21 protein-coding genes are annotated in these 24,290 nt (G+C 66.2%); 15 read left to right on the top strand and 6 right to left on the bottom strand.

Going from position 1 to position 24,290, the window contains the following annotated elements:
• Nucleotides 1-41: 41 nt before the first annotated feature.
• Nucleotides 42-431, bottom strand: coding sequence for a large conductance mechanosensitive channel protein MscL (gene mscL, locus LK10_RS03500; RefSeq protein ID WP_043120236.1), 390 nt, complete (start codon nt 429-431; stop codon nt 42-44).
• Nucleotides 432-511: 80 nt separating this feature from the next.
• A complete protein-coding gene (gene coaA / locus LK10_RS03495; protein ID WP_043120063.1) occupies nt 512-1,477 on the bottom strand; it encodes a type I pantothenate kinase in 966 nt (321 codons plus the stop codon).
• A gap of 73 nt (nt 1,478-1,550) precedes the next feature.
• Between coaA and glmS the strand changes: the two genes are divergently transcribed.
• On the top strand, nt 1,551-3,443 hold the full coding sequence (glmS, locus tag LK10_RS03490; RefSeq protein ID WP_043120061.1) for a glutamine--fructose-6-phosphate transaminase (isomerizing): 1,893 nt from the start codon (nt 1,551-1,553) through the stop codon (nt 3,441-3,443).
• 450 nt (nt 3,444-3,893) lie between these two features.
• On the opposite strand, the gene LK10_RS03485 is transcribed toward glmS, so the two are convergent.
• Nucleotides 3,894-4,460, bottom strand: coding sequence for a mycothiol transferase (locus LK10_RS03485; RefSeq protein WP_043120059.1), 567 nt, complete (start codon nt 4,458-4,460; stop codon nt 3,894-3,896).
• A 63-nt stretch (nt 4,461-4,523) separates the two neighbouring features.
• Here LK10_RS03485 and LK10_RS03480 point away from each other — a divergent pair, with 63 nt between their 5' ends.
• The 3 genes from LK10_RS03480 to LK10_RS03470 all read left to right on the top strand — a co-directional run bounded on the left by LK10_RS03480 (nt 4,524) and on the right by LK10_RS03470 (nt 6,962).
• Nucleotides 4,524-4,874 (top strand): holo-ACP synthase, encoded by a 351-nt coding sequence (locus tag LK10_RS03480; RefSeq protein ID WP_043120058.1) that lies wholly within the window; start codon nt 4,524-4,526, stop codon nt 4,872-4,874.
• A gap of 4 nt (nt 4,875-4,878) precedes the next feature.
• Nucleotides 4,879-6,327, top strand: coding sequence for an NAD(P)H-hydrate dehydratase (locus LK10_RS03475; protein WP_081998237.1), 1,449 nt, complete (start codon nt 4,879-4,881; stop codon nt 6,325-6,327).
• 80 nt (nt 6,328-6,407) lie between these two features.
• Complete coding sequence (locus LK10_RS03470; protein WP_043120057.1) at nt 6,408-6,962, top strand: hypothetical protein; 555 nt, start codon at nt 6,408-6,410, stop codon at nt 6,960-6,962.
• A 26-nt stretch (nt 6,963-6,988) separates the two neighbouring features.
• Here LK10_RS03470 and galE read toward each other — a convergent pair whose 3' ends face one another.
• Together galE and LK10_RS03460 are read right to left on the bottom strand one after the other, a co-directional pair.
• The gene (gene galE / locus LK10_RS03465) at nt 6,989-8,002 is read right to left on the bottom strand and encodes a UDP-glucose 4-epimerase GalE (protein ID WP_043120056.1); all 1,014 of its coding nucleotides are present in this window, start codon (nt 8,000-8,002) and stop codon (nt 6,989-6,991) included.
• 1 nt (nt 8,003) lies between these two features.
• A complete protein-coding gene (locus tag LK10_RS03460) occupies nt 8,004-9,416 on the bottom strand; it encodes a sugar transferase (protein ID WP_052206917.1) in 1,413 nt (470 codons plus the stop codon).
• A gap of 563 nt (nt 9,417-9,979) precedes the next feature.
• Between LK10_RS03460 and LK10_RS03455 the strand changes: the two genes are divergently transcribed.
• The 11 genes from LK10_RS03455 to LK10_RS03405 all read left to right on the top strand — a co-directional run bounded on the left by LK10_RS03455 (nt 9,980) and on the right by LK10_RS03405 (nt 23,413).
• Complete coding sequence (locus tag LK10_RS03455; RefSeq protein WP_043120053.1) at nt 9,980-11,755, top strand: ABC transporter ATP-binding protein; 1,776 nt, start codon at nt 9,980-9,982, stop codon at nt 11,753-11,755.
• Nucleotides 11,756-11,829: 74 nt separating this feature from the next.
• Nucleotides 11,830-12,705, top strand: coding sequence for a glycosyltransferase family 2 protein (locus tag LK10_RS03450; RefSeq protein ID WP_231567578.1), 876 nt, complete (start codon nt 11,830-11,832; stop codon nt 12,703-12,705).
• Between the two features lie 14 nt (nt 12,706-12,719).
• On the top strand, nt 12,720-13,712 hold the full coding sequence (locus tag LK10_RS03445) for a CgeB family protein (protein WP_231567577.1): 993 nt from the start codon (nt 12,720-12,722) through the stop codon (nt 13,710-13,712).
• A 143-nt stretch (nt 13,713-13,855) separates the two neighbouring features.
• A complete protein-coding gene (locus LK10_RS03440) occupies nt 13,856-14,863 on the top strand; it encodes a hypothetical protein (protein ID WP_052206888.1) in 1,008 nt (335 codons plus the stop codon).
• Nucleotides 14,860-15,570, top strand: coding sequence for an acylneuraminate cytidylyltransferase family protein (locus tag LK10_RS03435; RefSeq protein ID WP_052206887.1), 711 nt, complete (start codon nt 14,860-14,862; stop codon nt 15,568-15,570). The genes LK10_RS03440 and LK10_RS03435 overlap by 4 nt, the downstream gene beginning before the upstream one ends.
• On the top strand, nt 15,567-17,807 hold the full coding sequence (locus LK10_RS03430) for an N-acetylneuraminate synthase family protein (protein ID WP_043120049.1): 2,241 nt from the start codon (nt 15,567-15,569) through the stop codon (nt 17,805-17,807). The genes LK10_RS03435 and LK10_RS03430 overlap by 4 nt, the downstream gene beginning before the upstream one ends.
• Nucleotides 17,798-18,961, top strand: coding sequence for a glycosyltransferase family 4 protein (locus LK10_RS03425; RefSeq protein ID WP_081998235.1), 1,164 nt, complete (start codon nt 17,798-17,800; stop codon nt 18,959-18,961). Before LK10_RS03430 ends, LK10_RS03425 begins: the two co-directional genes overlap by 10 nt.
• Before the next feature lie 89 nt (nt 18,962-19,050).
• Nucleotides 19,051-20,172: an O-antigen ligase family protein gene (locus LK10_RS03420; protein WP_197061834.1), complete on the top strand. Its 1,122-nt coding sequence runs from the start codon at nt 19,051-19,053 to the stop codon at nt 20,170-20,172.
• Nucleotides 20,169-21,233, top strand: coding sequence for a glycosyltransferase family 4 protein (locus tag LK10_RS03415; protein WP_052206885.1), 1,065 nt, complete (start codon nt 20,169-20,171; stop codon nt 21,231-21,233). Before LK10_RS03420 ends, LK10_RS03415 begins: the two co-directional genes overlap by 4 nt.
• On the top strand, nt 21,230-22,201 hold the full coding sequence (locus LK10_RS03410) for a glycosyltransferase family 2 protein (RefSeq protein ID WP_043120046.1): 972 nt from the start codon (nt 21,230-21,232) through the stop codon (nt 22,199-22,201). The genes LK10_RS03415 and LK10_RS03410 overlap by 4 nt, the downstream gene beginning before the upstream one ends.
• 57 nt (nt 22,202-22,258) lie before the next feature.
• The gene (locus LK10_RS03405) at nt 22,259-23,413 is read left to right on the top strand and encodes a glycosyltransferase (protein ID WP_052206884.1); all 1,155 of its coding nucleotides are present in this window, start codon (nt 22,259-22,261) and stop codon (nt 23,411-23,413) included.
• Here LK10_RS03405 and LK10_RS03400 read toward each other — a convergent pair.
• Nucleotides 23,391-24,281 carry a nucleotidyltransferase family protein gene (locus tag LK10_RS03400; RefSeq protein ID WP_081998234.1) on the bottom strand — a complete coding sequence of 297 codons (891 nt, stop codon included), beginning with the start codon at nt 24,279-24,281 and terminating at the stop codon, nt 23,391-23,393. The genes LK10_RS03405 and LK10_RS03400 overlap by 23 nt on opposite strands.
• Nucleotides 24,282-24,290: the final 9 nt, after the last annotated feature.

The following is a 24,290-nucleotide window of genomic DNA, read 5'->3' as shown; positions in this document are numbered from 1 at the left end:
GGTGGGCGGCCGCCGTCGTGCGTTTTCCGCTCGGGAGTCGCTTAGCGCTCGCGGGCCGTGAGAGCGTCTCGGATCTCCGTGAGGAGCGCGATCTGCGGCTCGACGGGCTCCTCAGCCGCCTTGTCATGGATGCCCAGACGACGATTGCGCCGCTCGATGAGGTGGTTCATCGGCATGACGATGAGGAAGTAAATGGCAGCCGCCACAATGATGAAGTTCACAACGGCGGTGAGGAACACACCGATCTTCACCGGGCCGAAGACCAGGAAGTTGTCGAAGTTGGGCTGCCCCACGATCACCGAGATGATCGGCATGAGGACGTTCTGGACGAGAGCAGTCACGACCGTGTTGAACGCGGCGCCCATGATGACGGCCACAGCAAGGTCGAGGACGTTGCCCTTCATGATGAAGGCTTTGAATCCGTTGAGCATGGCGCCAAGGCTAACGTGGGCATAGCGGATGTTATGTGAATTGCGGGTGATCATTTGGTGCGTGTCACCCGCCCCAAGGATCAGACCTTGCGCAGGAGCATCCGCCGAATCGAGTGGTCCGCGTCCTTGCTCAGCACGAGCTGGGCCCGGCCGCGCGTCGGCAGGACGTTCTGAACAAGGTTCGGCTCGTTGATCGACTTCCAGATGCCGCGCGCCGTGGAGATGGCCTCCGTGTCGGAGAGCGAGGCGTAGCGGTGGAAGTAGCTTTCCGGCTGGGCGAAGGCGCCGGAGCGGAGCTTGAGGAAACGCTGGACGTACCACTCCTCGATCGAGCTCGTCTTGGCGTCCACGTAGATCGAGAAGTCGAAGAAGTCGCTCAAGGCCAAGCCCGTGGTCCCGTCGAGGCGTGGCCGCGCCGGGGCGAGGACGTTCAGGCCCTCCACGATGAGCACATCAGGCCGGCGGACCACGACCTCCCGGCCCGGGACGATGTCGTACGTGAGGTGTGAGTACCAGGGCGCACGCACTTCCTCGGCGCCGGACTTGATCTCGGCAACGAACCGCAGGAGGGCGCGGCGGTCGTACGACTCGGGGAAGCCCTTGCGGTCGAGCAGGCCACGGCGCGTGAGTTCCGAAAGCGGGTACAGGAACCCATCCGTGGTGACGAGTTGGACGTCCGGCGTGGAAGGCCAGCGGCGGAGCATCTCGCGCAGCACGCGGGCGATCGTGGACTTCCCGACGGCGACCGAACCGGCTACGCCTATAACGAACGGCGTGCGCTGCGTTTTTTCGCCGAGGAACGTCTGGGTCGCGCTGTGCAGCTGGCCCGACGCCTCGACGTAGAGCGAGAGCAGGCGGCTGAGGGGAAGATAGACCTCACGGATTTCGCGGAGGTCGAGTGGGTCCCCGAGACCCCGCAGACGGTCGATATCCTCTTGGTTGAGGGGCTGCTCCATGCGGTTCGCCAGCTGGGACCAACGCGCGCGGTCGAGCTCGACAAAGGGGGTCGCCCCGTCGCCGTCGAACTCGTTCCTGTCCAGATTCACTCAGGTGATTCTGCCAACCCGCTCGCCCTGAGCGAAATACGCTGGCAAATGAGTCCCCGGTAGGATGTTCGGCATGTGTGGAATCGTTGGCTACGTCGGTAGTGTTCGCGAGCGCAGCGATGCGGGGGACCTGGACGGAGAGTACTGCGCCCTCGACGTCGTGATCGAGGGGCTGCGCCGCCTCGAGTACCGGGGCTACGACTCGGCGGGCGTCGCCGTCGTCGCCGATGGCACAGTGCAGTCCCGGAAGAAGGCGGGCAAGCTCGCCAACCTCATCGCTGAACTCGAGGAGCACCCGCTTCCCTCGACGCTCACCGGCATCGGGCATACCCGCTGGGCCACCCATGGAGGCCCCACGGACGCGAACGCCCACCCGCACCTCGCCGATGAGGGGCGCCTCGCCGTCATCCACAACGGCATCATCGAGAACTACGCCGAGCTCAAGCAGGAGCTGCTCGCGAAGGGCGTGAAGTTCGCGTCTGAGACCGACACCGAGGTCGCGGCCGCGCTCATCGGGGACTTGTACCGAGGAGCGGCCGACGGCGACATCACCAAGGCGATGCAGCTCGCCGCCCAGCGCCTCGAGGGAGCGTTCACGCTCCTCGCCGTCCACGCGGAGCAGCCCGGCGTCGTCGTCGCCGCGCGCCGGAACTCGCCGCTCGTCGTCGGCCTCGGCGACGGGGAGAACTTCCTCGGCTCCGACGTCTCCGGCTTCATCGACCACACACGCCGCGCCGTCGAACTCGGCCAGGACCAGATCGTCACGATCACGCCTGACTCGTTCGCGATCACGGACTTCTACGGCCGCCCAGCTCAGGGCAAGGAGTTCGAAGTCTCGTGGGACGCCGCGTCCGCAGAGAAGGGCGGCTTCCCGTCCTTCATGGAGAAGGAGATCCACGACCAGCCGGCCGCGGTCCACGACACCCTTCTGGGCCGCTCCGATCCGCGCGGTCGCCTCATCCTCGACGAGCTCCGCATCGACCCGGCCGAGCTCAAGCAGGTCAACAAGATCATCGTCCTCGCGTGTGGCACGGCCGCTTATGCGGGAATGGTCGCCAAGTACGCGATCGAGAACTGGTGCCGCATCCCCACCGAGGTCGAGCTCGCGCACGAGTTCCGCTACCGCGACCCCATCGTGGACAAGAACACGCTCGTGGTCTCGATCAGCCAGTCCGGCGAGACCATGGACACGCTCATGGCCGTCCGGTACGCACGGGAGCAGGGTGCGAAGACCGTCTCGATCTGCAACACGAACGGCTCGACCATTCCGCGCGAGTCCGATGCCGTGCTCTACACCCACGCAGGGCCCGAGATCGCCGTCGCCTCGACCAAGGCTTTCCTCGCCCAGATCACGGCCGCATACCTCCTCGGCCTCTATCTGGCACAGCTGCGCGGGAACATCTTCTCCGGTCAGATAAAGGATGTCCTCGCCGACCTGAACAAGATCCCCGAGAAGATCCAGACGGTACTCGACACCACTGGTCCGCTCCGCGAACTCGCTCGGAGCATGAAGGACGAGAAGTCAGTGCTCTTCCTCGGCCGCAACGTCGGCTACCCCGTGGCACTTGAAGGAGCGCTCAAGCTCAAGGAGATCGCGTACCTGCACGCAGAGGGTTTTGCTGCTGGCGAGCTCAAGCACGGGCCGATCGCGCTCATTGACGCGGGTCAGCCGGTGTTCGTCGTCGTGCCGTCGCCGCGAGGCCGTGATTCGCTGCACTCGAAGGTTGTCTCCAACATTCAGGAGGTACGGGCCCGCGGGGCGCGCACTCTCGTGATCGCCGAGGAGGGCGACGAAGCTGTGCGCGAGTATGCCGAGCACGTCGTGTACGTGCCCGAAACGCCGCCGCTGCTCATGCCGCTGCTCACGACCGTCCCGCTGCAGATCTTCGCCGCCGAGCTCGCGGCAGCGAAGGGCTTCGACGTGGACCAGCCGCGCAACCTGGCCAAGTCGGTCACAGTCGAATAGGTCGGTCCCGTCGAATAGCCCGCCCGCCTACTCGTTTCGGATACGCCAACTTTCCGTCTCCGTCGTTTCGGGTACGCCAACTTTCCGTCTTCGTCGTTTCGGGTACGCCAACTTTCCGTCTTCGTCGTTTCGGGTACGCCAACTTTCCGTCTCCGTCGTTTCGGGTACGCCAACTCGCGGCACGGCTCAGCTGCCGCTGCGAGTTGGCGTACCCGAGACGGTTTTGGGCGGGAGTTGGCGTACCCGAGACGGTTGTGGCTGGGAGTTGGCGTACCCGAGACGGTTGTGGGCGGGAGTTGGCGTACCCGAGACGGTTGTGGGTGGGAGTTGGCGTACCCGAGACGGTTTTGGGCGGGAGTTGGCGTACCCGAGACGGTTTTGGGCGGGAGTTGGCGTACCGGAGACGGTTGTGGGTGGGAGTTGGCGTACCCGAAACGGATGGGGGCGGGGTTAGCGCGAGGTGAGCAGCCCCTTCACATAGGCGGCCTGGCCCACGTGCTGGGTTGCATCGTTGAGGATGCTCACAAGTCGCACGGCCGCGGTGACGGGTGGGTCCCATCGCCGGTCTACGACCTTCCCGAGGTCATCGGCCGAGATCCCGCGAAGAATCTCGACAGCCCGCTCGTAAACGGCGTCCTGATAGTCCCCCAGCAGCTGCGGTTCGATCTTGGGGAACGCGGCGACATCCTCTGGGGAATGGCCAAAGCCAGTGCTCGCTTCGGGATAAGGCGTGCCGAACCGTTCTCGCCAACTGGTCCACAGCTGGCCCGGGGGCATCGAAAAGTCGCGTCCCGAGGGTGCCTCGGCGCCTCTGAGCGTGTGCGCGAGCGCCGCGAAATGGTCGTCGGTGATCCGGGTCAAGTGCCACAGGATCCAACCAGCGGAATTCGCTTCGGGCGAAGGCTGCTCGACGAGCTGCGCCGGCGAGAGGCCGAAAACCACGCGCTCGACGCTCTCCCGCACTCGACCGAAGCCGTCTTCGAGGATACGGATGGCCCAGTTCTGCTCCTCTGTCATGGGGGCAACACTAGCCCCGTCTGCCCGCTCAAGTGGAGGGTCCGCGGACGATACAGTAGGCCCATGGCTATCATCGGCATCGGCGTTGACGTCGTGGACATCGACCGGTTCGAGCGGCAGCTCGAGCGCACCCCCGGCCTGAGGGATCGCCTCTTCGTCCCCGCCGAGCGCGAGCTCCACCCACGCTCGTTAGCTGCTCGCTTCGCCGCGAAGGAGGCCGTCGCGAAAGTGCTCGGCGCCCCAGCAGGCATGAACTGGCAGGACTGCTGGATCGGCCTCAACGCCTCCGGGCCGACCATCCAAATCAAGGGGACGGTGCTCGCCGTCGCTCAGGATCGTGGCGTCCGCACGTGGCACCTCAGCATGTCGCACGACGGCGGAATCGCCACCGCGATGGTCGTCGCCGAGGGCTGAGGCCGTGCTTAGGGCCTTCACCGGCAGCCAAGTCCGCGAAGCCGAACGTCCGCTCCTCGATCGAGGCATGGGGCGCGAACTCATGGCGCGTGCCGCCCACGGCCTTTACTTGGCACTCGTCTCGGAGCTGCGACGCACCAGGGGCGGGCTGTACGGCGCGCGGGTCACCGCCGTCGTCGGCAAGGGCAACAATGGCGGCGACGCGCTCTTCGCGCTCGCGGAACTCGCGGGCCGCGGCGTGCAGACGACGGCGGTCCTCGCCTCCGGTTCGGCCCATGCCGAGGGTCTCGCGGCCTTCCTGGCTGCCGGCGGCCGGGTGGAACGGACGCTCGGGCGAGCCGACGTCATCGTCGACGCGGTGCTCGGCACGGGCGCGAGCGGCGACTTCCGTGCGCCCTTCCCGCGTCCGGACGGCATCGTCGTTGCCTGCGACCTCCCGTCCGGGGTCGACGCGGACTCGGGCACGGCCTCGCCCGAGGTGTGGCGCGCGGACGTGACCGTGACGTTCGGAGCGCTCAAGAGCGGACTTCTGGCCGGCCGCGGCCGGGCACTTGCGGGACGCGTCGAAGTCGTCGACATCGGGATCCGCGAGTATCTTCCGCAGCCTGACGTGCATATCCTCGAGGCCGAGGATGTCAGGCGCGTCCTTCCGGAGCCGCGCGACGATTGGCAGAAGTACACGCGCGGGGTGTTGGGCGTCATCGCTGGTTCGGACGAGTACCCCGGGGCTGCGGTCCTCACAACGTCAGCGGCGCTGGCGACGGGTGTGGGGATGGTGCGTCACATTGCGCCTGAGAGTGTACGCCGCGCTGTGCTCGCCGCCCACCCCGAGGTTGTCGCGTCCGGCTCACCAGAGGGTCGGGTTCAGGCCTGGGCTGTAGGGCCGGGGATAGGTGACGACGCCGATCAGCAGCATGCTTTCGATGTCGCCTTGGACTCGGGCCTGCCCATCGTTGTGGATGCCTCCGCACTCAACCGCATCCCTGGGCCGTCGCTGGACGGCCGGGCAGTCCTCACACCGCATGCGGGTGAGCTGGCCCGCATCCTGACTCGGCTCGGGCTCGACGTGGAACGGCAAGAAGTCGAGGAACGGCCGATCGAGTGGGCAAGGCGCGCTGCCGAAAGGCTAGGTGCAACGGTGCTCCTCAAGGGGCCCGCGACCGTCTGCGCTGCGCCCGATGGGACAGTGTGCGTCCAAGCCGCGGCACATCCGTACCTCGCGACGGCCGGTTCCGGTGACACCCTGACGGGAATCGTCGGGGCGCTCCTTGCGACGACGTCCGGCGTACGGCCTGTTCACGTTGCCGCAGCAGCAGCCATGGTCCATGGCCGGGCGGGGCGGATCGCGGCGGAAGACGGTCCTTTCGGCGCTGGTCAACTCGCGCCAGCTGTACGGCGGGCGATTAGGGCATTTCAGGGGCCCGTTCAGGGCCCTTCCCTCCAGTCGCGGTAGACCCGTCGCTTGCCGGCCGGTAGAACTTAGGCACGGACATGCAGATGCATGTTTGCCAACTCAGGAAGGTCGGGGGACCAATGGAAAAGATGATGGACAGCGAAGCGCTGCCGCAGGTCGAGCGCAGGCAGGTAGTGAAGACGGCGGCTTGGGCTGCGCCGGTGATTGCCGCGGCGGTCGCTGCGCCAATGGCAGCGGCCTCGCAGGGTTTCTGGGATGTCGGGATTACTGGGAGATGCTCCACGGGCTTGCTCGGGATTCTCGGACAATCACGCTTGGACTTCACGATCACAGCGGTGCAGGGCACCGTTCCCGCCGGGACGAGCTTTACGCTCACTTCGAGCTCTCTGCTTGACGTGAGCCTACTGACGGCGAGCCCGAACGGACTCGTGTCGATTTCCCTGCTGAGCGGCTCGTCGGCGCTCCTGACGCTCACCGCACCGCTCGCGCAGGGGAGCGCGGTGACGATCGACCTTCTCGGGCAATTCGTGACCGTCGGCCTCGTCTACACGTACACGCTCCAGCTCAACGGCACGGACCATCCCTCAAGCACGACGACGGCGGCCCCGAATTCCGCGTCCGTCTCGGCTCTCGCTCAGCTCAACCTGGGCGTCAAATCGGTCGTGTGCCTCTGACAGCTGCTTGAGGCCAACCCGGCCGGCTACTCTTGGTAGCCGGCCGGGTTGAGCCGTTGCCAGCGCCAGTGGTCCGAAACCATCTCGATGAGACCGCGGCGCGCTTTCCAGCCGAGCTCCCGCTCTGCCTTGGTCGTCTCGGCGAACGACGCCGGAACGTCCCCGGGGCGGCGTTCGGCGAAGCGATACGGAACGTCCCTCCCGGCAGCTTCCGAGTAGGCATGCAGCACCTCAAGGACGCTGTAGCCGCGTCCCGTGCCGAGATTCCATACGTGTGCTCCCGAATTCGAGACGATCCATTCCAGGGCCGCAACGTGCCCTTCGGCGAGGTCGAGAACGTGGATGAAGTCCCTGATGCCGGTGCCATCGGGCGTTTCGTAGTCGGAGCCGAAGACTTCGACAAAAGGGCGCCTGCCCGTTGCGACCTGCCCGACAAAGGGGACCAGGTTGGCCGGCTTTCCTCGAGGATCTTCGCCGAGCTGGCCGGATGGATGAGCGCCAACGGGATTGAAATACCGCAGAATCCCGATCGACCAACGGTCGTCGGCTGTCACCATGTCCCCGAGCATCTGTTCGATGATCAGCTTGGTGCGGCCGTATGGGTTTGTAGCGGAGAGCGGTTCTTCCTCCGAGATGGGCACCTTGCGGGGTGCGCCATAGACCGTTGCCGAGGAGGAGAACAAAAGGCGCCTCACCCCGCTTGCGTCCATCGCCTCCAGAAGGTTGAGCGTGCCGCCGATGTTGCAGACGAAGTATCGCAGCGGATTCGTGGTCGACTCGCCGACCGATTTCAGCCCGGCGAAATGCACGACGGCGTCGGGGGCCTCCACGTCGAGCACGCTCCTCACGGTGGTGGCGTCCAAGAGGTCTGCAGTGATGCTGGGAATCGGCACGCCAGCCAGTTCGCTGACGCGCTTGAGGGCAGCTGGGGAGGAGTTCTCGAAGTTGTCGAGCACCGTGACCTGGTGCCCGGCCGTGACGAGCGTGAGGACGGTGTGGGAACCGATATACCCGGCGCCCCCGGTTACAAGGATGCGCATGTCAGTAGGCACCGCTTTTCGTGGAAACTGCGCCTACCGTCCGAAACAGGATCATGAGGTCCTGAATCATGGACCAATTTTCTACGTAGTAGAGATCCAATTTGATGGAGTCGTCCCATGAAAGGTCGCTCCGGCCGCTTACCTGCCAAAGTCCAGTGATTCCCGGTTTGATAAGTAGTCGACGATGAGCGGCCTTGTCGTAGCGCTCAACCTCTTGGGGGAGAGGGGGTCTTGGGCCGATAAGGCTCATGCTGCCGGCCAGCACGTTGAAAAGCTGTGGCAGTTCGTCGAGAGAATGGCGGCGGATAAATCGACCGAATCGGGTTACGCGGGGGTCGTCTCGGAGTTTGAAGAGAGGCCCACTTCCCTCGTTCCGTCCGCGGAGGTCGCTTAGTTTCTTTTCTGCGTCCTCGACCATCGAGCGGAATTTGAGCATTCGGAATGGTTCGCCCGCCCGGCCGATCCTGGTCTGCCGGAAGATCACCGGCCCTGGGCTGTCGAGCTTCACCCAGAGCGCGATCACGAGCATGGGAACGGCAAGCACGAGGAGGAGGACCAGCGTGACGGCGAGGTCGAACCCTCGCTTGGCCAGCCCCTTCGGGCCATCGAGCCTGGGGGTTGTCACGTGGATGAGTGGGAGGCCCGCGACCGGCTGCGTGTGGATGCGGGGACCGGCGATGTCCGTGAGCGCCGGTGCCATGATCATGCCCACCTCGCGGGTCGTGAGAGCCCAGCCAAGCTGCCGAAGCGCAGACGGATCGAGGCTCGCTCCGCCCGAGATGACGACGGCGTCAGCCGCAGAAGCCTCCACCGCGGCGAGGACGCCGTCGATCTCTGGGCTCCGGCGCGGGACTGGCATCCTCAGGCCGCCGGCCAGGTCGCCCTGGCCGTCCGCCTCGGGCTTGGGATCCGTTACGTAGGCGGCGACGGGTTGATAGCCCGCTTCTGGGTGCCGGCTGAGCTGCAGGTTCAGGTGCTGCACGCTCTGCGATGCGCCGACGAGCAGCACGCGGGAGACGGCGTGGCCCAGCTGCCGCTCACGGATAAGCCTGCCGCGCAGCGCCCGGCGTCCTGCAAGCAGGCAGACAAGACCGAGGGGGAGGGCAACTGCCACGTAGCCGCGGGCGGTCTCGAGCTGGAAGACATACGAGAGGACTGCGATCCCGCCAAACAGCCAGAGCGATGCCGACGTGACCCGCTTGTACTCTTCAGGGCCGTAGCCGAGGACACGGATGTCCCGTGAGCCGGAGAGCCCGAGTACGCACCACCACGAAATACCGAGCACGACGCTCACGAGGGCATACGGAATAGGGCCTTGGCCCAGGTCCGCCGACGACCCTCCGGGGCCGAAGCGGAGCAGCTGGGCGCCGGCTATAGCCATCGCAACCGCCATGAAGTCCGCGAGCACGATCATTGCTGCATGGTCGACTGGCAACCTCGCAGACGTCTCTTGCGAGATGGGACCTTCTGGCGTCGCTGTCACAATTGTGCCGGAATTTGAGCAGCGGTTGTCGGGTAGCTTCGACGACTGCGTCACATTTGCGGTAGCCGGCGGGTGCCATTTGTTCCGCCCACTCTTTCCATCAGTCACATTCGTGACAATGTTCTGATCACTATTGTCCTGCCCGCCAGATAGGAGGCCAGGCTTTGCAGCACTTTCGCTCATCCCTGCCCCCATGAATGCAGCCGATACCTGTCTTTGAGCCGCTCATTGCGGCGCCGCCGAGAGCATATCCGAGCCTCGCAGCCAGTGATCAAGCTGGCGGACGAAAGATCGCTCAAAGCGGGAACTCGGTGGGCGATCCGAGCTTCGAGGATTCGATCCGCGTGAGGGCAATTAGGGGCGGTTTGGGGCCGCGGCTACGCTGAGCCGAGCACATTGATCTATGGGGGAAATATGCGTTCATCCTTGGTCCCGGCAGCTCTGCCGGGGGCCGATAGAGCCCGGACGGTCTGTCCGGCGACGGTGGAGCGACCGTGATCGAAAAGCTGAGGACAGTCCGTGGGCTCGTCGGAGGTCCGGTTGCCGGGCGGACTCTTCTTTCGGTGGTCGGTTCGTGCCTTGTGGCAGTGCTCGACATGCTCGGCGTGGCCGCAGTGCTCCCACTGATGCAGCTGGTCACAGGGGGCTCGGCAGAGAACGGGCCAGCAGCCTGGGCCGCTCGGATCGTCGGATCGTCGGAGCCCGGCATCCTCATTCCCGCCATCGCAGGCCTCATAGCGTGTGCCTTCGTCCTCAAAAGCCTCGTCACCATAGGCTTCCGCTGGTGGCAGCTCGGCTTCACGACGGGCCTCGAGGCCGAGGCTTCCGTCGAACTCACACGCCGATACGTGCTGTCGCCTTACGGGACGCACCGTCTGCGCAATGTGGGAGAGATCCGTCGCTGCGTCGAATCGTTCGTGCCGCAAACCTTCTCCCAAGTGGTCCAAGGCCTCCTCAACTGGATTACCGACGCGCTCACTCTGCTAGCCGTCGTCGTCGTTCTCCTCTCTGTATCGCCATCCGCAACGGTGCTCGCGGCCGTGGTCTTCGCGGGCTCAGGCTGGACGGTTCAGCGCGTTCTCCGTCCTCGCTTCGGAAGAGTCGGCGAGACCATGGCGCGGGTGGATCTCGAATCCTGGTCTGCGCTCATGCCAACCCTCCACGGCTTCCGCGAGGTGCGGCTCGCCGGAGCAGAAGAGCTCTTCGTCGGGCGGCTCCGCCAGGCGAAGCACGAACGAGCTCATGCCCAGCGCGAGCTGTCGCTCATTTCGGAACTTCCGAAATACGTTCTCGAGGTGGCGTTCGTGGCGGGCATCGGGGCCGTCGCTGCTCTCCTGTTCGCGACCCAGAGCCCGGGTGAAGCAGCTTCCGTCATCGGGGTCTTCTCGGTCGCCGCAACCCGGATCCTGCCCACCGTCAATCGGCTGGTTGCAACCACAGGCCTGATCCGCTCCGGACAGAAGGCGCTCGCCGTCTTGGCCGCCGAAACCAAGGAGCTCGATCGTGCCGAGCGCCACCCATTGGCGCCGCCGAGCAGGGTGTACGACGGCGACATTCGCCTCGACCGCGTGACGTTCGCCTTTCCTGATGCGGATGAGCCAGTGCTTCGCAGTGTGTCGACCACCATCGAACGCGGGCGCACGACCGCTTTCGTCGGCGCGAGCGGCGCAGGCAAGAGCACACTGCTCGATCTCGTCCTCGGACTGCTGGAGCCCACGAGCGGTTCGATCACTTGTGGCGGCGTCAATACCAAGGACGATCTCAACAGTTGGTATGCCGGACTGGGGGTCGTCCCGCAGGAGGTCTTCCTCCTCGATGACACGCTCGAGGCGAATATCACTCTCGGCGAGGGTGCCACTGACCTCGACCGTCTCCGCGAAGCTGTGCGCCTTGCTCAGCTCGACGCCGTGATTGCGGACCTTCCGGACGGACTCGCAGCTCGGTTGGGCGAACGCGGGGTGAGGCTCTCGGGCGGTCAGCGTCAGCGGGTGGGGATTGCGCGCGCACTGTATCGGAAGCCCAAGGTCCTGGTCCTCGACGAGGCCACCTCCTCGTTGGACGGCGCGACGGAGTACCGCATCACCGAAACGGTGGAGCGGTTGAGCGGCCTCATGACGGTCATCGTGGTCGCCCATCGCCTCTCGACCGTTCGCCATGCCGACAAGATCCTCTTTCTTTCCGCTGGCTCCGTCGCTGCAGAGGGGACGTTCGAGGAAGTGCGAGAGCTCAGTCCCGAATTTTCGCAGCTCGTTTCCTTGGGCCGGGTGTGAGCGTGGCACGGACGGGTCAGGAAGGGTTTCGTGCTGAGGCGGCCGAACCGGGGGCAGACCTCCAGGTCTCTGTGGTGATCCCCCATTACGGCGATCCGGCACCGACGCTGCGGCTCATCGCGGCCCTTCGCGCTCAAGAACCCCAGGCTCCGAAGCGCATCGTCGTGAGCGACGATGCGTCGCCGGTTCCCTTCCCCCCGACTGCGGGCGTCGAGGTTGTTTACCGCGTCACCAACGGAGGCTTCGGCAGCGCAGTCAATTCGGGAATGGAACTTGTCGAGACGCCGCTCGCGCTTGTGCTCAACACCGACCTCGTCGTGGGGAAGAACTTCGTCCGTGATCTCGTCGAGGCCGCTACGCCTTGGCAACCAGCTCTCGTCAGCCCGCAGCTGCACGATTCCGGTGGAGCGCCCCAATGGGTTGGACGCCATTTCCCAACGGTGGCCCATCAGGCCGTCGAATGGCTGGCTCCTCTCGCTCGCTTCCGGCATTTCGATGTCCTGCACGAGGCGGTGGGTCACGATGCTGCCTGCACCGACGGCGCCGTCGTTCCCGTCGACTGGGTTGTCGGCGCGGCGATGCTCCTGCCGGTCGCGGAGTTCCGTGCGGTGGGCGGATTCGACGAGCGCTTCTTCATGAACGTCGAGGAAGTCGATCTGCAGCGTCGTCTTCGTGCGCGAGGCGTGCCGTCGATCTTTGTAGGCACCGTGAGCGCCGTTCACGAGGGCGGCGCCTCTTCCGATCCGGGCCTGCGGCGCGAGTGGTTGGTCTCCGCGCGCTTGATCTACGCCCGCAAATGGGGCGGGGAGCGCAAGCTTAGGGCCGCCCTCACAGCCGCCTCGATCGTCAATGCTGGCGCCAACGCACTTCGCCAGATTCTAGGGCGGGACGTAAGCGCGCTCGCCGTGTTCCGGCGAGAACTTGGGTATGTCAGGCGGCAAGCACGGTGAGAACACTGCGGCTGTTGCTCGTCACGCCCACTTTCCACGGTTACCACCGCTCCATCGCACGTGCGTTCGGGAGCCGGGGATACGAGGTCATGACCCACTGCTACGACGCGTTCGAGAGCTTCCCAGACAAGCTGCGCAACAAAGCACGCTTCGAGCTTCCTGCTCGACTGGGATTCGACGGTCATGCTCACGCTGAGACATGGGCCACCCGGCGGGCACTCGCAGTGCTTCGTGAGGCGCAACCTGATCGGGTCGTGGTGATCAAAGGTGACACGCTCGGAGGCGAGTTCTGGCACCACCTCGACGAACACCGCACACCTCGCATCCTCTGGCTGTACGACGACCTACGCCGGCACCGGTTCACTGACGAGTTCCTCCGCAAGGTGGGGCCCGTCGTCAGCTATGCCCGAGCCGAGGCGCAGCAGCTCTGCGCGCGCGGTATCCAGTCGACCTTTGTGCCGAATGCCTTCGACCCGGACCTGACGTCTCCGTCAGCCAGACGCTCAGGAGAAATCGTCTTCGTGGGCGCCCGGTACGCGAACCGGGTGGACCTGTTGACCCAGCTGGGGAAGGCGGGCCTCCCGGTTCGGGCGTACGGGCGCCAATGGTCTCATCACCTCTTCGACAGGTTGAGGACGTGGGAACTGGCACGACCGTCCGTCCCGGCCGAGCGCGACATTCCGCTCCAACGCGCATACGCCGTCCAAGCGGAGGCGGCGGCCGCGGTGAACATTCATGGACCCCAAGCCGGCCTGGCGATGCGGACGTTCGAGGTCCCGGGGATGGGCGGGCTCCAGCTGGCCGACCGTCAGGACGTCGGCGAGTTCTACGACGTCGGCAAGGAAGTCCTTGTCTTCGAATCGGCGTCGGAACTCGTGGAACTGGCCGTCCGCGCACAGCGCGATCATGTTTGGTCCGAGCGCATCCGCGAGGCTGGGCGGCGGCGGAGTCTCGCCCACCACACTTTCGCCCACCGCATTGCCGAGGTGGACGCACTGTGGGTGTGACCGAACACGGACTCCTGTTTCCACGCGACATTGAGGAGTGGCGGCGGTGGCAGGGACGCCAGAACCGTTTGCGGAGCATCCGTACATCGCTTCTCCCTCGACGGGAGAGCGATCTTTGGCTCGCGCTACGGGGAACCGCGCCGGTGGCCCTCATCGGCCTTGACGCCGAGACCCCAACTCAACTGGCCTCGCTCCTACGTCCCCTCGAGCTGCTCCCCGGTATTGACGCGGCCGTACTCATGCGCTCGCGGCGCCCTGGCCTGCTGCCGGGGCAGGGCTGGCGATGGCTCGAGGTACCTCTGGGCGGGGCAGCAGCGGTGTGCGGGCCGGACGACGCCGGCGCGGCTCCGAGTGGTTCCGATCGAACCGCTCTGCCCGAGGTCTTGGGCGCTCTTCGCGCGGTGGTGACGATCGGTCACTTCCTGCCCGTGGGCGCGCTCGTCAATCGGTGGGCACGGGCCGCAGGTGCGGCGCGACTTGTCGTCCAGCACGGTCTCCTGACCCCGCATGCGCCCCCGCTCCCACCGGAATCGCATTTCCTGGCGTTCAGCGACGAGGACGGCGAGTTTGCGGCGGCGCAGCGAGACGACGTCGTCTGTTCGAGCATCGGATCGCAGCTGTTGTGGGCTGCAAGGAACGAGCAGTCAGTGCCATCGCGAGGGGGACGCCCCCTGTACTTGGGGCAGCTCCACGGCGCCGAGCTCCCGCGCGGGACCAAAGGGCGCGTGACGGCAGACTTCTGCCGGGCGACCGGGGCGATATACCGGCCCCATCCTGCAGAGACCGATATCGCATCCCGTCTCCAGCACGCGCTCTGGGAGCGTCTCGGCATTGAATTCGACCGTTCGGGACGGCCCCTGCGAGAGCTGGAACGGCCTGTCGTGTCTGCCTTTTCCACAGGCGTGCTCGAGGCCGCTGCACGGGGCGTTCCGGCTTGGGTCGTGTTTCCCGAAGCACCTCGCTGGCTCCTCGAGTTCTGGGACCGCTATTCAATGCGGCGTTGGGGCGGGCCGCCCACGCCGCCTCCGGTGAGGCCGGCGCGCGAACCCGCGGCCGCCGTCGCCGATCATGTCCTGCGGCTCCTCGGGCACTGCGGCCCGCAGGTATCCGACGAGCCATCCGCACCGCAGCATCCAAGGGGAAGAAATTGAGCATACTCTGCGTGATACCGGCGCGCGGCGGGTCGAAGGGCGTCCATCGCAAGAACGTCCGCGCCGTCGCCGGGAAGCCACTCCTCGTCTGGACCATTGAACAGGCCCTCAACGCTCGCCCCAGCCTTGATGTCCTCGTGTCGACGGACGACGACGAGATTGCCGAAGTCGCTCGCGGCGCCGGAGCAGACGTGCCCTTTATACGGCCTGCGGCTTTGGCGCTCGACGAGACGCCCACCGAGCCCGTCGTCCGCCACGCCATCGCCTCACGCGTTCGGCAAGGGCGGCGTCCGGACGCGGTCGTGCTGCTTCAAGCGACCTCGCCCGTGCGATTCCCTGGAACCTTGGACCGCGCTCTCGAGCAGTTCGAGGCAAGCGGAGTCGACTCCTTGGTGGGCGTCGTTCCGCAGCCACCGTTTCTGTGGCTCTGGGGGGACGTGCCGTCCGCTGCGTATGATCCCGCGCGGCGCCCCCGGAGGCAGGATCTCGATGAAGCCGCTTATGCATACCGCGAAACCGGTTCTCTCTACATCACTCGTACAGAGATCTACGAGCAGGGCGGCCACCGCCTCGGCGGCAAAGTCGGGCTCTTCGTGATGGACGAGCGAGAAGGCATCGACGTCGATACCGAACTGGACCTGCTCATTGCCGAACAGCAGCTCAGATGGTTCCAAGACGCGCTCGAGGCGAAGGAAGCAGAGCTGTGATCATCGAGCGCAACATTGCGCCCTTCATCGTCTTCGCCGAGGCTCCGATCCTCACGGCGCTCGCGAAGATCACCGAGAACCAGGAGCGGATCGCGTTCTGCGTTGACGAGCACGGTGTTCTCCGGGGCTCCCTCTCAGACGGTGACTTCCGGCGCTGGATTGTCCAGAACCCGAACGCCGAGCTGGATGTTCCTGCCGTCCACGTAGCCAACCCTGGGGTCCGGAGTGCAAGAGCTGGAACGCCGCTTCCGGACCTCGGCACTCTCATGGGCAGGGAGATCCGTCACCTCCCCCTCGTCGATGAGCGGGGTCGTCTCGTAGCAGTAGCAGTGGACCGCGCCGACGTCTTCACGATCGGGAGCCGCGAGATCGGGGCAGGGCAGCCCGCTTTCGTGATCGCCGAGATCGGGAACAACCACAATGGCTCCCTCGATCTCGCGCGCCGCCTCGTGGATCTGGCGGCCGACGCAGGGGCTGACGCCGTCAAGTTCCAGCTCCGGGACCTTGATGCGCTCTACCGCCAGGCCGGGGGCTCGAGCGAAGGGGAGGATCTGGGCGCCCAGTACACCCTCGACCTCCTCTCACGCTTCTCGCTCCCGGCAGGGAAGCTCTTCGAGGTCTTCGATCATTGCCGTGACCGCGGCATCGACGTCATGTGCACACCGTGGGATGGCCCGAGCGTGGGAGCTCTCGCTGACTACGGCATTCCCGCTCTCAAAATTGCCTCGGCCGATCTGACCAACCACGGGCTTCTGCGCGAAGCCGCATCGACGGGCCTGCCGCTCGTACTGAGTACGGGGATGTCGCGGGAAGACGAGATCCGGGAGTCCTCTGCGCTGGTCCGAGGGCTCGGTGCGAGCTTTGCGTTGCTCCACTGCCAGTCCTCATACCCTGCTCCGTTCAAGGACGTGAACCTTGCGTACATGGATCGGCTCGCTGAGATCGGCCAATGCATCGTGGGCTACTCGGGGCATGAGCGCGGCTACCACGTGCCGCTCGCTGCGGTGGCGCGCGGGGCCAAGATCATTGAGAAGCACTTCACCGTGGACGTCTCAATGGAGGGCAACGACCACAAGGTTTCGCTTCTCCCGCATGAATTCGCGGAGATGGTCCGCTGGATCCGCGAGGCTGAGGAATCGATTGGGGAGAGTGCCCCGCGAGAGGTCTCGACGGGCGAGCTCATGAACCGGGCGAACCTTGCGAAATCTCTCGTTGCCGCCAGGCCACTGCCCATGGGCCACGTGGTGCGAGAGGCAGACGTGGACATCAAGAGTCCCGGGCGTGGACTCCAGCCCAATGCACTCCCGCGCCTGCTCGGCAGGACTCTTCGGCGAGCCGTCGCGGAAGGAGACTTCTTCTACAGCGGCGATCTCGGCGACGTCGTGCCCGCGGCGCGCGACTTCCGATTCCGGCGGCCGTGGGGGCTGCCGGTCCGGTATCACGACCATGCAGCCCTCGTCGCCGACTGCACTCCTGACTTCCTCGAGTTCCACTTCTCCTACAAGGACCTAGAAGTCGACGTGGAGTCTGTCTTCGCCAAGCCGCTCGATATGCGTTTCACGACCCATCTGCCTGATCTCTTCGCCGGGGACTTCCTCGTGGACCTCGCGTCCTCCGACGGCGAGGTGTGGGAGCGCTCGATCGCAGAGGTCCAGCGGACGATCGGCATCACGCGGTCCGTCGCCCGCTGGTTCCGAGAGGACGAACCGATCGTGGTGGTGACAATGGGCGGGTTCACTCGCGACCGGCACGTTCCGGCCGAGCACCGGGCCCAGATGTACGAGCGGATCGCAAGCGCCCTGGGGCGGCTCGACACCTCGGGCGTGCGCCTCGCGGCCCAGACCTTGCCGCCCTACCCGTGGCTTATGGGCGGCCAGCAGTACCACAACCTGTTCCTCGACCCGCAGGACACAGCGGAGTTCGCCGCGTCGACCGGCATTGGCCTGTGTCTCGACGTCTCCCACTCGAAGCTCGCCGCCAACCACCTCGGGATCCCGTTCTCCGAAGCGGTCGAGCTCTTGGCCCCTCACACGATCCACCTTCACCTCGTGGACGCGAAGGGCGTTGACGGCGAGGGCGTGCAGATCGGAGAGGGAGAGGTCGACTGGGCTTCGCTCGCCGCACAGCTTGATCGGCTCGCACCTGAGGTCGGGTTCATCCCTGAGATCTGGCAGGGGCACACGAACAGCGGGGAGGGCTTCTGGACCGCGCTCGACAGGCTCGAGCGATGGTTCTGAACGCTCGACGCCGGCGCTCGCCGATGAGCCTCCACCCCACCGCATTGTGGGTGGTACCGGTTGCGGACCTCGGTGGGGTCGCTCGGCACGTTCTCGACGTCGCGGAAGTGGGCCTGCCCGGCTGGCGGCTGGTGGTCATGTGCCCGGAGGGTCGCCTCGCAGAACGATTGAGAACTGCAGGTGCTGCCGTCTACGCCACGAAGTTCGGTCCGGACGCCGGACTGCCGACTTCGGTGAACGCACTCCGCAGGGCGATCCGGGCGCTGAGACCCGAGGTTGTGCACACGCATCTTGCTTACGCAGACGTCGTCGCGGTGCTCGCAACGAGGGGGATGGCCGTCCAACTCGTGACCACCGAGCACGGGATCGCAGCTGATGACGCCGTCTACCACGGATCCGCTTGGCGCTCGCGAGCCATGGCACAGGTCCACCGGGCGCGACTCGCCGCGACCAATACCGCGATAGCCGTCTCCCATGCGACCAAAGGTGCGATGGTCGAGAAATGGTCGCCTCGGTCTGAGATCGCGGTAGTCCCCAACGGCGTTGACCGGCCCGACACCGGCTCGGGCAATGGTGTGAGCGCTGAGGCGGTGACGCCCCGCGGCTCGGGTGACGCCGCGCCGTCGGTCCGCTCGGGGGACAGGGTGGGGCACGGCCTGCGCGTTCTCTCGCTGGCCAGGCTCTCACGCGAGAAGCGCCTCAAAGACCTCCTGCACGCTTTCGCCGAGCTGCGGAACCTCGATCCGCGCGCAACGCTCACAATCGCCGGCGACGGACCCGAGCGTGCGGCGATCGTTGCAGCCGTCCGCGATATGGGTCTCGGGGAAGCCGTTGACCTTCCTGGCTTCCTGGATCCGGCTGCAGCAATGGCGAACGCAGACGTTCTGGTCCAGCTCTCAGTATGGGAGAACTGTTCCTACGCTCTGCTCGACGCCGTGAGGGCGGGCCTAGGAGTCGTTGCCACGCCCGTAGGCGGAAACCCCGAGATCCTCCCTGAGCGGTGCCTCGCAGCAGCCGATGATCCGCGCGGCGTAGCCGACGCCATCGTCCGCCAGGCCGATGGCGATGAACGCCCTGCCCTGGCGGAGGGCTGGCCGACGAGGCGGGAGATGTCCGCGCTGATCGTTGCAGAGTACGAGCGGGGTAACGCGTGACGTCCGGGGCTCTGTCGTCTCCTCGATTGGCATCTGGCGGAGGGAGCAGCCTCGGCACAAGCCGGAGCCTCGGTATGCGGCCGGCTGGGATGGCCGAACTTCTGGCCTTCCTCTGCGCTGTCGGCTTCGTGGTCGGGGGAGTCGACGTGCCCGGGCTGGGGATCCCGGTCGACTCGATCGCAGCAGGACTCGCAGTCCTGGTAGGCCTCGGGTCGCGGCCGAACGCCATGCCTCTTCCGCGCTGGATGCCAGTCCTTGCCCTTTCAGGAGCGGTGTGGATCGCCCTGGTTTCGATCGCGCTCGGCAATCCGGACATTCGGCGCTTGAGCCATCTGGCGATCGACGCCATCGCGATCGTCGTCATCGCCGCGGGTCGGCTCGATCGGGTGGCCCTCGCACGCGGGCTCGCATTCGGAATGGTCATAGGGGTTGTCTGGGGCGCCGCTACGTTCAAGGAAAGTGCTTACGAGAACCGACTCACGGGCATCTTCGGCGACCCGAACACCGCCGGGCTCATCATCATCGTGTGCGCCGGTCTGGCGCTCCCAACCCTTCACAAGGGAGGGAGCAGGCTGATCGTTGCGGCCTCTGCGATTGCCGGCGTACTGCTCACCGACTCGCGGACGACGCTCCTCGCGGCATGCACGATGGCGGCGTGGCTCCTGCTGAGACGGCTCCGCGTGAACCCGTGGCTTGCGCTCGGCCTTCTCGCTGTCGCCGTTCTCTGGGTCAGCACCGCGACCCATGAGGGCCTAGGGGCGGACGCCTTCTCGGGCCGAGCAGGGAGTGATGCCCTGCGTGCTCGGATCGATGAGGCCGCGCTCGCGGATGTCCAGACGAGCCCCTGGTTCGGCCACGGTGCCGGGACAGCGCGCGCTCTCGTCGACGGTCTCACGTTCTTCTACCACAGCTCGTATCTCTCGGTGAGGACGGAAGGCGGCTGGATCGCGTTCGCACTCGTCGTCGGCCTCCTTTTCGCCGCATTCGCAGCCCTCGTCAAGCTCGGTTCGCGACGCGTCCCCCTGTACGAAGCGACCCTCATCGGCATCGCAGTGTGTGCGATCAATCTCGGTGAGGTGCTCATGACCGTGTCGTCGGCGGCTGCGGTAGGGATTTCGATGCAATATGCGGCTATCACCCAATTTCCGCGGGCGGGTTCGGCTGCCGGCCCCTCGGAAGAGATCCAGCGGTTCAGGAGGAATGGGACATGACACACATCGTTCTCGCGGCCAACAACGGTGAGATCGGCGGAGGGGAGGTCATGCTCCTCGCAATCGCCGAGGTCCTCAGGGAGATGGGGGTCGACGTGCTGGTCGTGGGCCCGGAGAACCCACAGGGTGTGATCGTCGCGGCGCAGGAGCGCGGCTTCCCGGTCGAGGCGCTCCCGTGCCGTGGGCGGCCCGAGTACATGCTCGCGCTGCGGCGCTGGAGGAAGGCCCACCCGGAAGGGGTCCTGTGGTGCAACGGGCTGGTCCCAGCCACAGCGACGGCGGGCATGGCGCATCGCATTGTCCACCTCCACCAGCTCCCCGCAGGGCCTCAGCAGCTCGTCGTGCCCATGGCTCGCGCCCGTGCGATGGCCACTCTCGTGCCGTCTCAGTTCATGGCGTCGAAGGTGCGAGGTGCCAGAGTGCTCGCAAACTGGTCGCCCGCACTCGAACGGGTCCTGGTTCCGCGGGGAAAGGGCCCCGTCCGCCTCGGCTTCCTTGGGCGGCCCTCCGAGGCGAAGGGCATCCCATTGCTCGCCGATGCCATGGGGCGCCTTCGCCACCGCGCGCCGCTCCGCTACTTCCTGCGCATCGCAGGGGAGCCGCGCTTCGTGGACGCGCGGGAGCGCGTCGTCGTCGAAGGCCGGATCCGTTCCCTGGGGCGCTCCGTCCAGGAACTCGGATGGATGGTCACGGACGAGTTCCTCGGCACGATCGACATTCTGGTCGTACCGTCCGTCTGGGACGAACCGTTCGGCCTCGTCGTCACGGAGGCGATGTCCGCCCGAGTCCCGGTCGTCGTGACTGACGCGGGCGCGCTCCCCGAGGTGGTCGGCCATGACCATCCCTGGATCGCGCACGCGGGGGATCCGCAATCCCTCGCCGACGTCATTGCCGAGGCTGCCACCGCGCTGCCGGCGGATGACGTCGTCGAACGCGCCCACAAGCGCTGGGCCGAGCTCTTTTCACCGGAGGTGGGCCGAGAGGCTCTCGGGAGTCTTCTCGCTGCCCTCGACCTCGTTCCCGGGGAGAGGCGGATCGAGCAAGCGGAGAGCGCCCCATGAGCAGGCTCGCCGCATCTGTCGTCATTCCGACGCGCGGAGGCGCCGCACGTCTGCCTGTCCTCCTCGCTACTCTCGCCGCCCAGGAGACCGACGACTTCGAGGTTGTGCCCGTCGTTGACGGCGACATCGATGGGTCCGAGGAGGTCCTACGTAGCTGGGCAGACCGACTCAACCTGAAGCCTGTCATTTTCCCCGAGAACCGCGGCCGCGCCGCTGCACTCAATGCCGGAGCAGCCGCGGCTGCGGGCCGAATCATCATCCGCTGCGATGACGACCTTGAACCGCGCTCGGACTTCATCGCAGGGCACGTCGCGAGGCACTCGACTCAGAGATGTGGCGTCGTAGGTCTTACCACCAACGCCTTGCCGGACACCGCCTACGCGAGGGCATACGGACGCAAGGCGAACGCGCGGGCGATCGCAGGCGCCCTCGCCCTCCCGGCCAAGCGCACGTGGCGGCTCTGGTCAGCCAATGTCTCTGTGCCCGCCGCCGTCCACTCACGGCTAGGCGGCTACGACGGACGCTATCGCCGCTACGGGTGGGAGGACGTCGACTTCGGCTATCGCCTGCACCGAGCGGGATTCCCCATTGTCGTCGCCCCCGAGCTCATTGCCGTCCACCACGGTGCCTCGACGACGACGGCGGTTCGCGCGGTGCGCGCGCTGCACTCAGGTGCCGCGCGCGAGACTTTCCTCGCCCTACACGGACAGGCGGCTCTTCGAGAATTCGACGGCGCTCGCTCTGCGAGGAAGCCCGGCTTGTGGGACAGATCCGGTTTGTGGGACAGAGTCGTCACCACCTCGAGCACGTTCACGACCGAGCGGACGCTGCGTGCGTACGGGGCGGCTGCAGACTCCGCGGCTTCGTGGCTGCCTGCCGCGCTCGCGGAGAAGCTCATCGCGCTCGCGGTTGAGTCGGCCGGGATCGCCGGGGTGAGGTATCCGCGCCGCGCACGCGGAATGTTCTAGCACGACTGGGTTACAACAACTGCTCCGCCTAACCGCGGAATCCACGGGGGAGACATCTTGCGGCAAACCAAGCCTGTCGTGGCGATCGCCCACGACTACCTCACTCAGCGCGGCGGGGCCGAGCGCGTTGTGCTTGCAATGCATCGAGCGTTTCCCGAGGCCACCATCTACACGACCCTCTACGACCCCGAACGCACGTATCCCGAGTTCCGGAGGGCGCGGATCGTCACCTCGGCCCTCAACCGCTTTCCCCCTCTCCGCAGGCATCATCGAGCAGCCCTTCCCGTCTTGGCGACGGCAGCGAGCGCGCTCTCGGTCCCGGCCGACGTCGTCATTGCGTCGACGAGCGGTTGGGCGCATGGCTTCCGTACCGAAGGGGACGTGCTCGCCTACTGCCATTCGCCCGCGCGCTGGCTGTATCTCGCCGAGCAGTACCTCGGCAGCGCAGGGCTTCGGAGCGTGCAGGGGGCGGGCCTGGCGGCGCTCAAGCCTCATCTCGTGCGGTGGGATCGACGCGCCGCGTGGAGTGCCGAGCGGTACTTGGCCAACTCGACTGTCGTCCGTGAGCGTATCGCCAGAGTTTATGGCGTGGAGGCTGACATTCTTCACCCTCCCCATAGCGTCGATGTGACCGGAAGGCGTGATCCGGTCCCCGAACTCGAGGATTTCGTGGGCGACGGCGGCCACTTCCTAATCGTGTCGAGGCTTCTTCCGTACAAGAACGTGGACCAGGCCATCGAAGCCTTCCGCGGTCTCGGCGAGCGGCTGCTTGTGGTGGGCACCGGCCCGCTCGCTCGGGCCCTCGAAGCCGCACGGCCCTCGAACGTCCGCCTAGCCGGGCTTGTAACGGATGCCCAGATGCGGTGGGCGTACGCTTCCGCGAAGGCACTCATCGCACCCTCCCACGAGGACTTCGGGATCACGCCGCTCGAGGCCGGTGCGTGGGGAAAGCCGACGATCGCGCTCCGTGCGGGAGGCTATCTCGACACGATCGCGGACGGCGTGACCGGGCGCTTCATCGAAGATCCGACCGCGGAGGCGATCCGAAGCGCGGTCCTCGCCTTCGAGGAGAGCGACTGGGACCACTCGGCTATTCGCGCGCATGTAGACCGGTTCTCGGAGGACCGGTTCCGCGAACGCCTGCGGACCGAAGTCGATGCTCTGACGAGTGGCCACACCCCTGGTTCGCCTAGCTTCGTGGCCGACGAGTGAGCACCGACCGCATAACGTCGGCGACTCTGGATCCCAGTTCTTTCGAATAGTCGGACGCCTTCGGCTCCCTCAGCAGCTTCATGCGCAGGTGGTCCCCGTTGATCAACAGAAGCGAACGGATGAGCTCGAGACGCTCGGCGGAACCCCGTGAGGCTCGCCAGCGGGCACGGAAGAGTTCGACGCGTGAGCCTCCCCGCGAGACCACCTCCCAGACGGCGCGCTCCGGGTGGCCCTGCCAGTCGTCGAGGCGGCCTGTCGCCGCAGCCCAGCTCACGCCCGCCCCGAAGGCAAGGGCGGCACGCTCGAGCTCAGCCCATCGTGCCGGACCGAGCGACTCCCGAACGGATTCCACGTCGGCGGCGCCTCGGTGTGGGTCGCGGGCGGCGTGGAGGACGATCAACAGGGCCTGGTCCTCAAGGGCGGGAACGCGGCAGGGCCATGCCGCAATGGTCGACTCGCCGCGGCGCATCCATAGGTGCTCGAAGAATTCCTCCGGGTCGAGCCCGATCCCAGGGAAGCTCCGATGGATGTCGACGTGCCCCCAGTGCTCGCTCCAGAGCGTCATGGCGTGATGGAACACCGAGCCGCTCCGGAACGTCGTCGTGACCTTCCACCCGTGGGCCAGAAGGATTTCGGCAAGCCGCCCGGCGTGTGCCGGGCGCACGAGGACGTCGACGTCAGTGCTCGCCCGCCCAGCCGGATAGAGGCCGCGGTCAGCCGCGTATCCCTTGATGTGCAGGAGGTCGATCCCCGCTTCGGCCGAGAGCCACTCGACGAGAGCATGGGCGAGCTGGATCCTGTCGCCCAGTGGCAGTTCGGCCAATGGCGTTCTGCGGTCCGGATGCGCTTCTGTCTCAAGTCCCCCCACGGTTCAATC

Origin of the sequence: Sinomonas humi, from assembly GCF_000802235.1 — a bacterium.
GTDB lineage: Bacteria > Actinomycetota > Actinomycetes > Actinomycetales > Micrococcaceae > Sinomonas > Sinomonas humi.
The sequence above is the reverse complement of the archived record's forward strand: the minus strand, read 5'-3'. Positions and strand labels throughout refer to the sequence as shown.

Excerpts from the sequence above, each read along its gene's own strand:
- mscL (WP_043120236.1), bottom strand. The coding sequence starts at position 431 with ATGCTCAACGGATTCAAAGCCTTCATCATGAAGGGCAACGTCCTCGAC.
- glmS (WP_043120061.1), top strand. The coding sequence starts at position 1,551 with ATGTGTGGAATCGTTGGCTACGTCGGTAGTGTTCGCGAGCGCAGCGAT.
- LK10_RS03485 (WP_043120059.1), bottom strand. The coding sequence starts at position 4,460 with ATGACAGAGGAGCAGAACTGGGCCATCCGTATCCTCGAAGACGGCTTC.
- LK10_RS03480 (WP_043120058.1), top strand. The coding sequence starts at position 4,524 with ATGGCTATCATCGGCATCGGCGTTGACGTCGTGGACATCGACCGGTTC.
- LK10_RS03470 (WP_043120057.1), top strand. The coding sequence starts at position 6,408 with ATGGAAAAGATGATGGACAGCGAAGCGCTGCCGCAGGTCGAGCGCAGG.
- galE (WP_043120056.1), bottom strand. The coding sequence starts at position 8,002 with ATGCGCATCCTTGTAACCGGGGGCGCCGGGTATATCGGTTCCCACACC.
- LK10_RS03460 (WP_052206917.1), bottom strand. The coding sequence starts at position 9,416 with ATGATCGTGCTCGCGGACTTCATGGCGGTTGCGATGGCTATAGCCGGC.
- LK10_RS03425 (WP_081998235.1), top strand. The coding sequence starts at position 17,798 with ATGGTTCTGAACGCTCGACGCCGGCGCTCGCCGATGAGCCTCCACCCC.
- LK10_RS03420 (WP_197061834.1), top strand. The coding sequence starts at position 19,051 with ATGGCCGAACTTCTGGCCTTCCTCTGCGCTGTCGGCTTCGTGGTCGGG.
- LK10_RS03415 (WP_052206885.1), top strand. The coding sequence starts at position 20,169 with ATGACACACATCGTTCTCGCGGCCAACAACGGTGAGATCGGCGGAGGG.
- LK10_RS03410 (WP_043120046.1), top strand. The coding sequence starts at position 21,230 with ATGAGCAGGCTCGCCGCATCTGTCGTCATTCCGACGCGCGGAGGCGCC.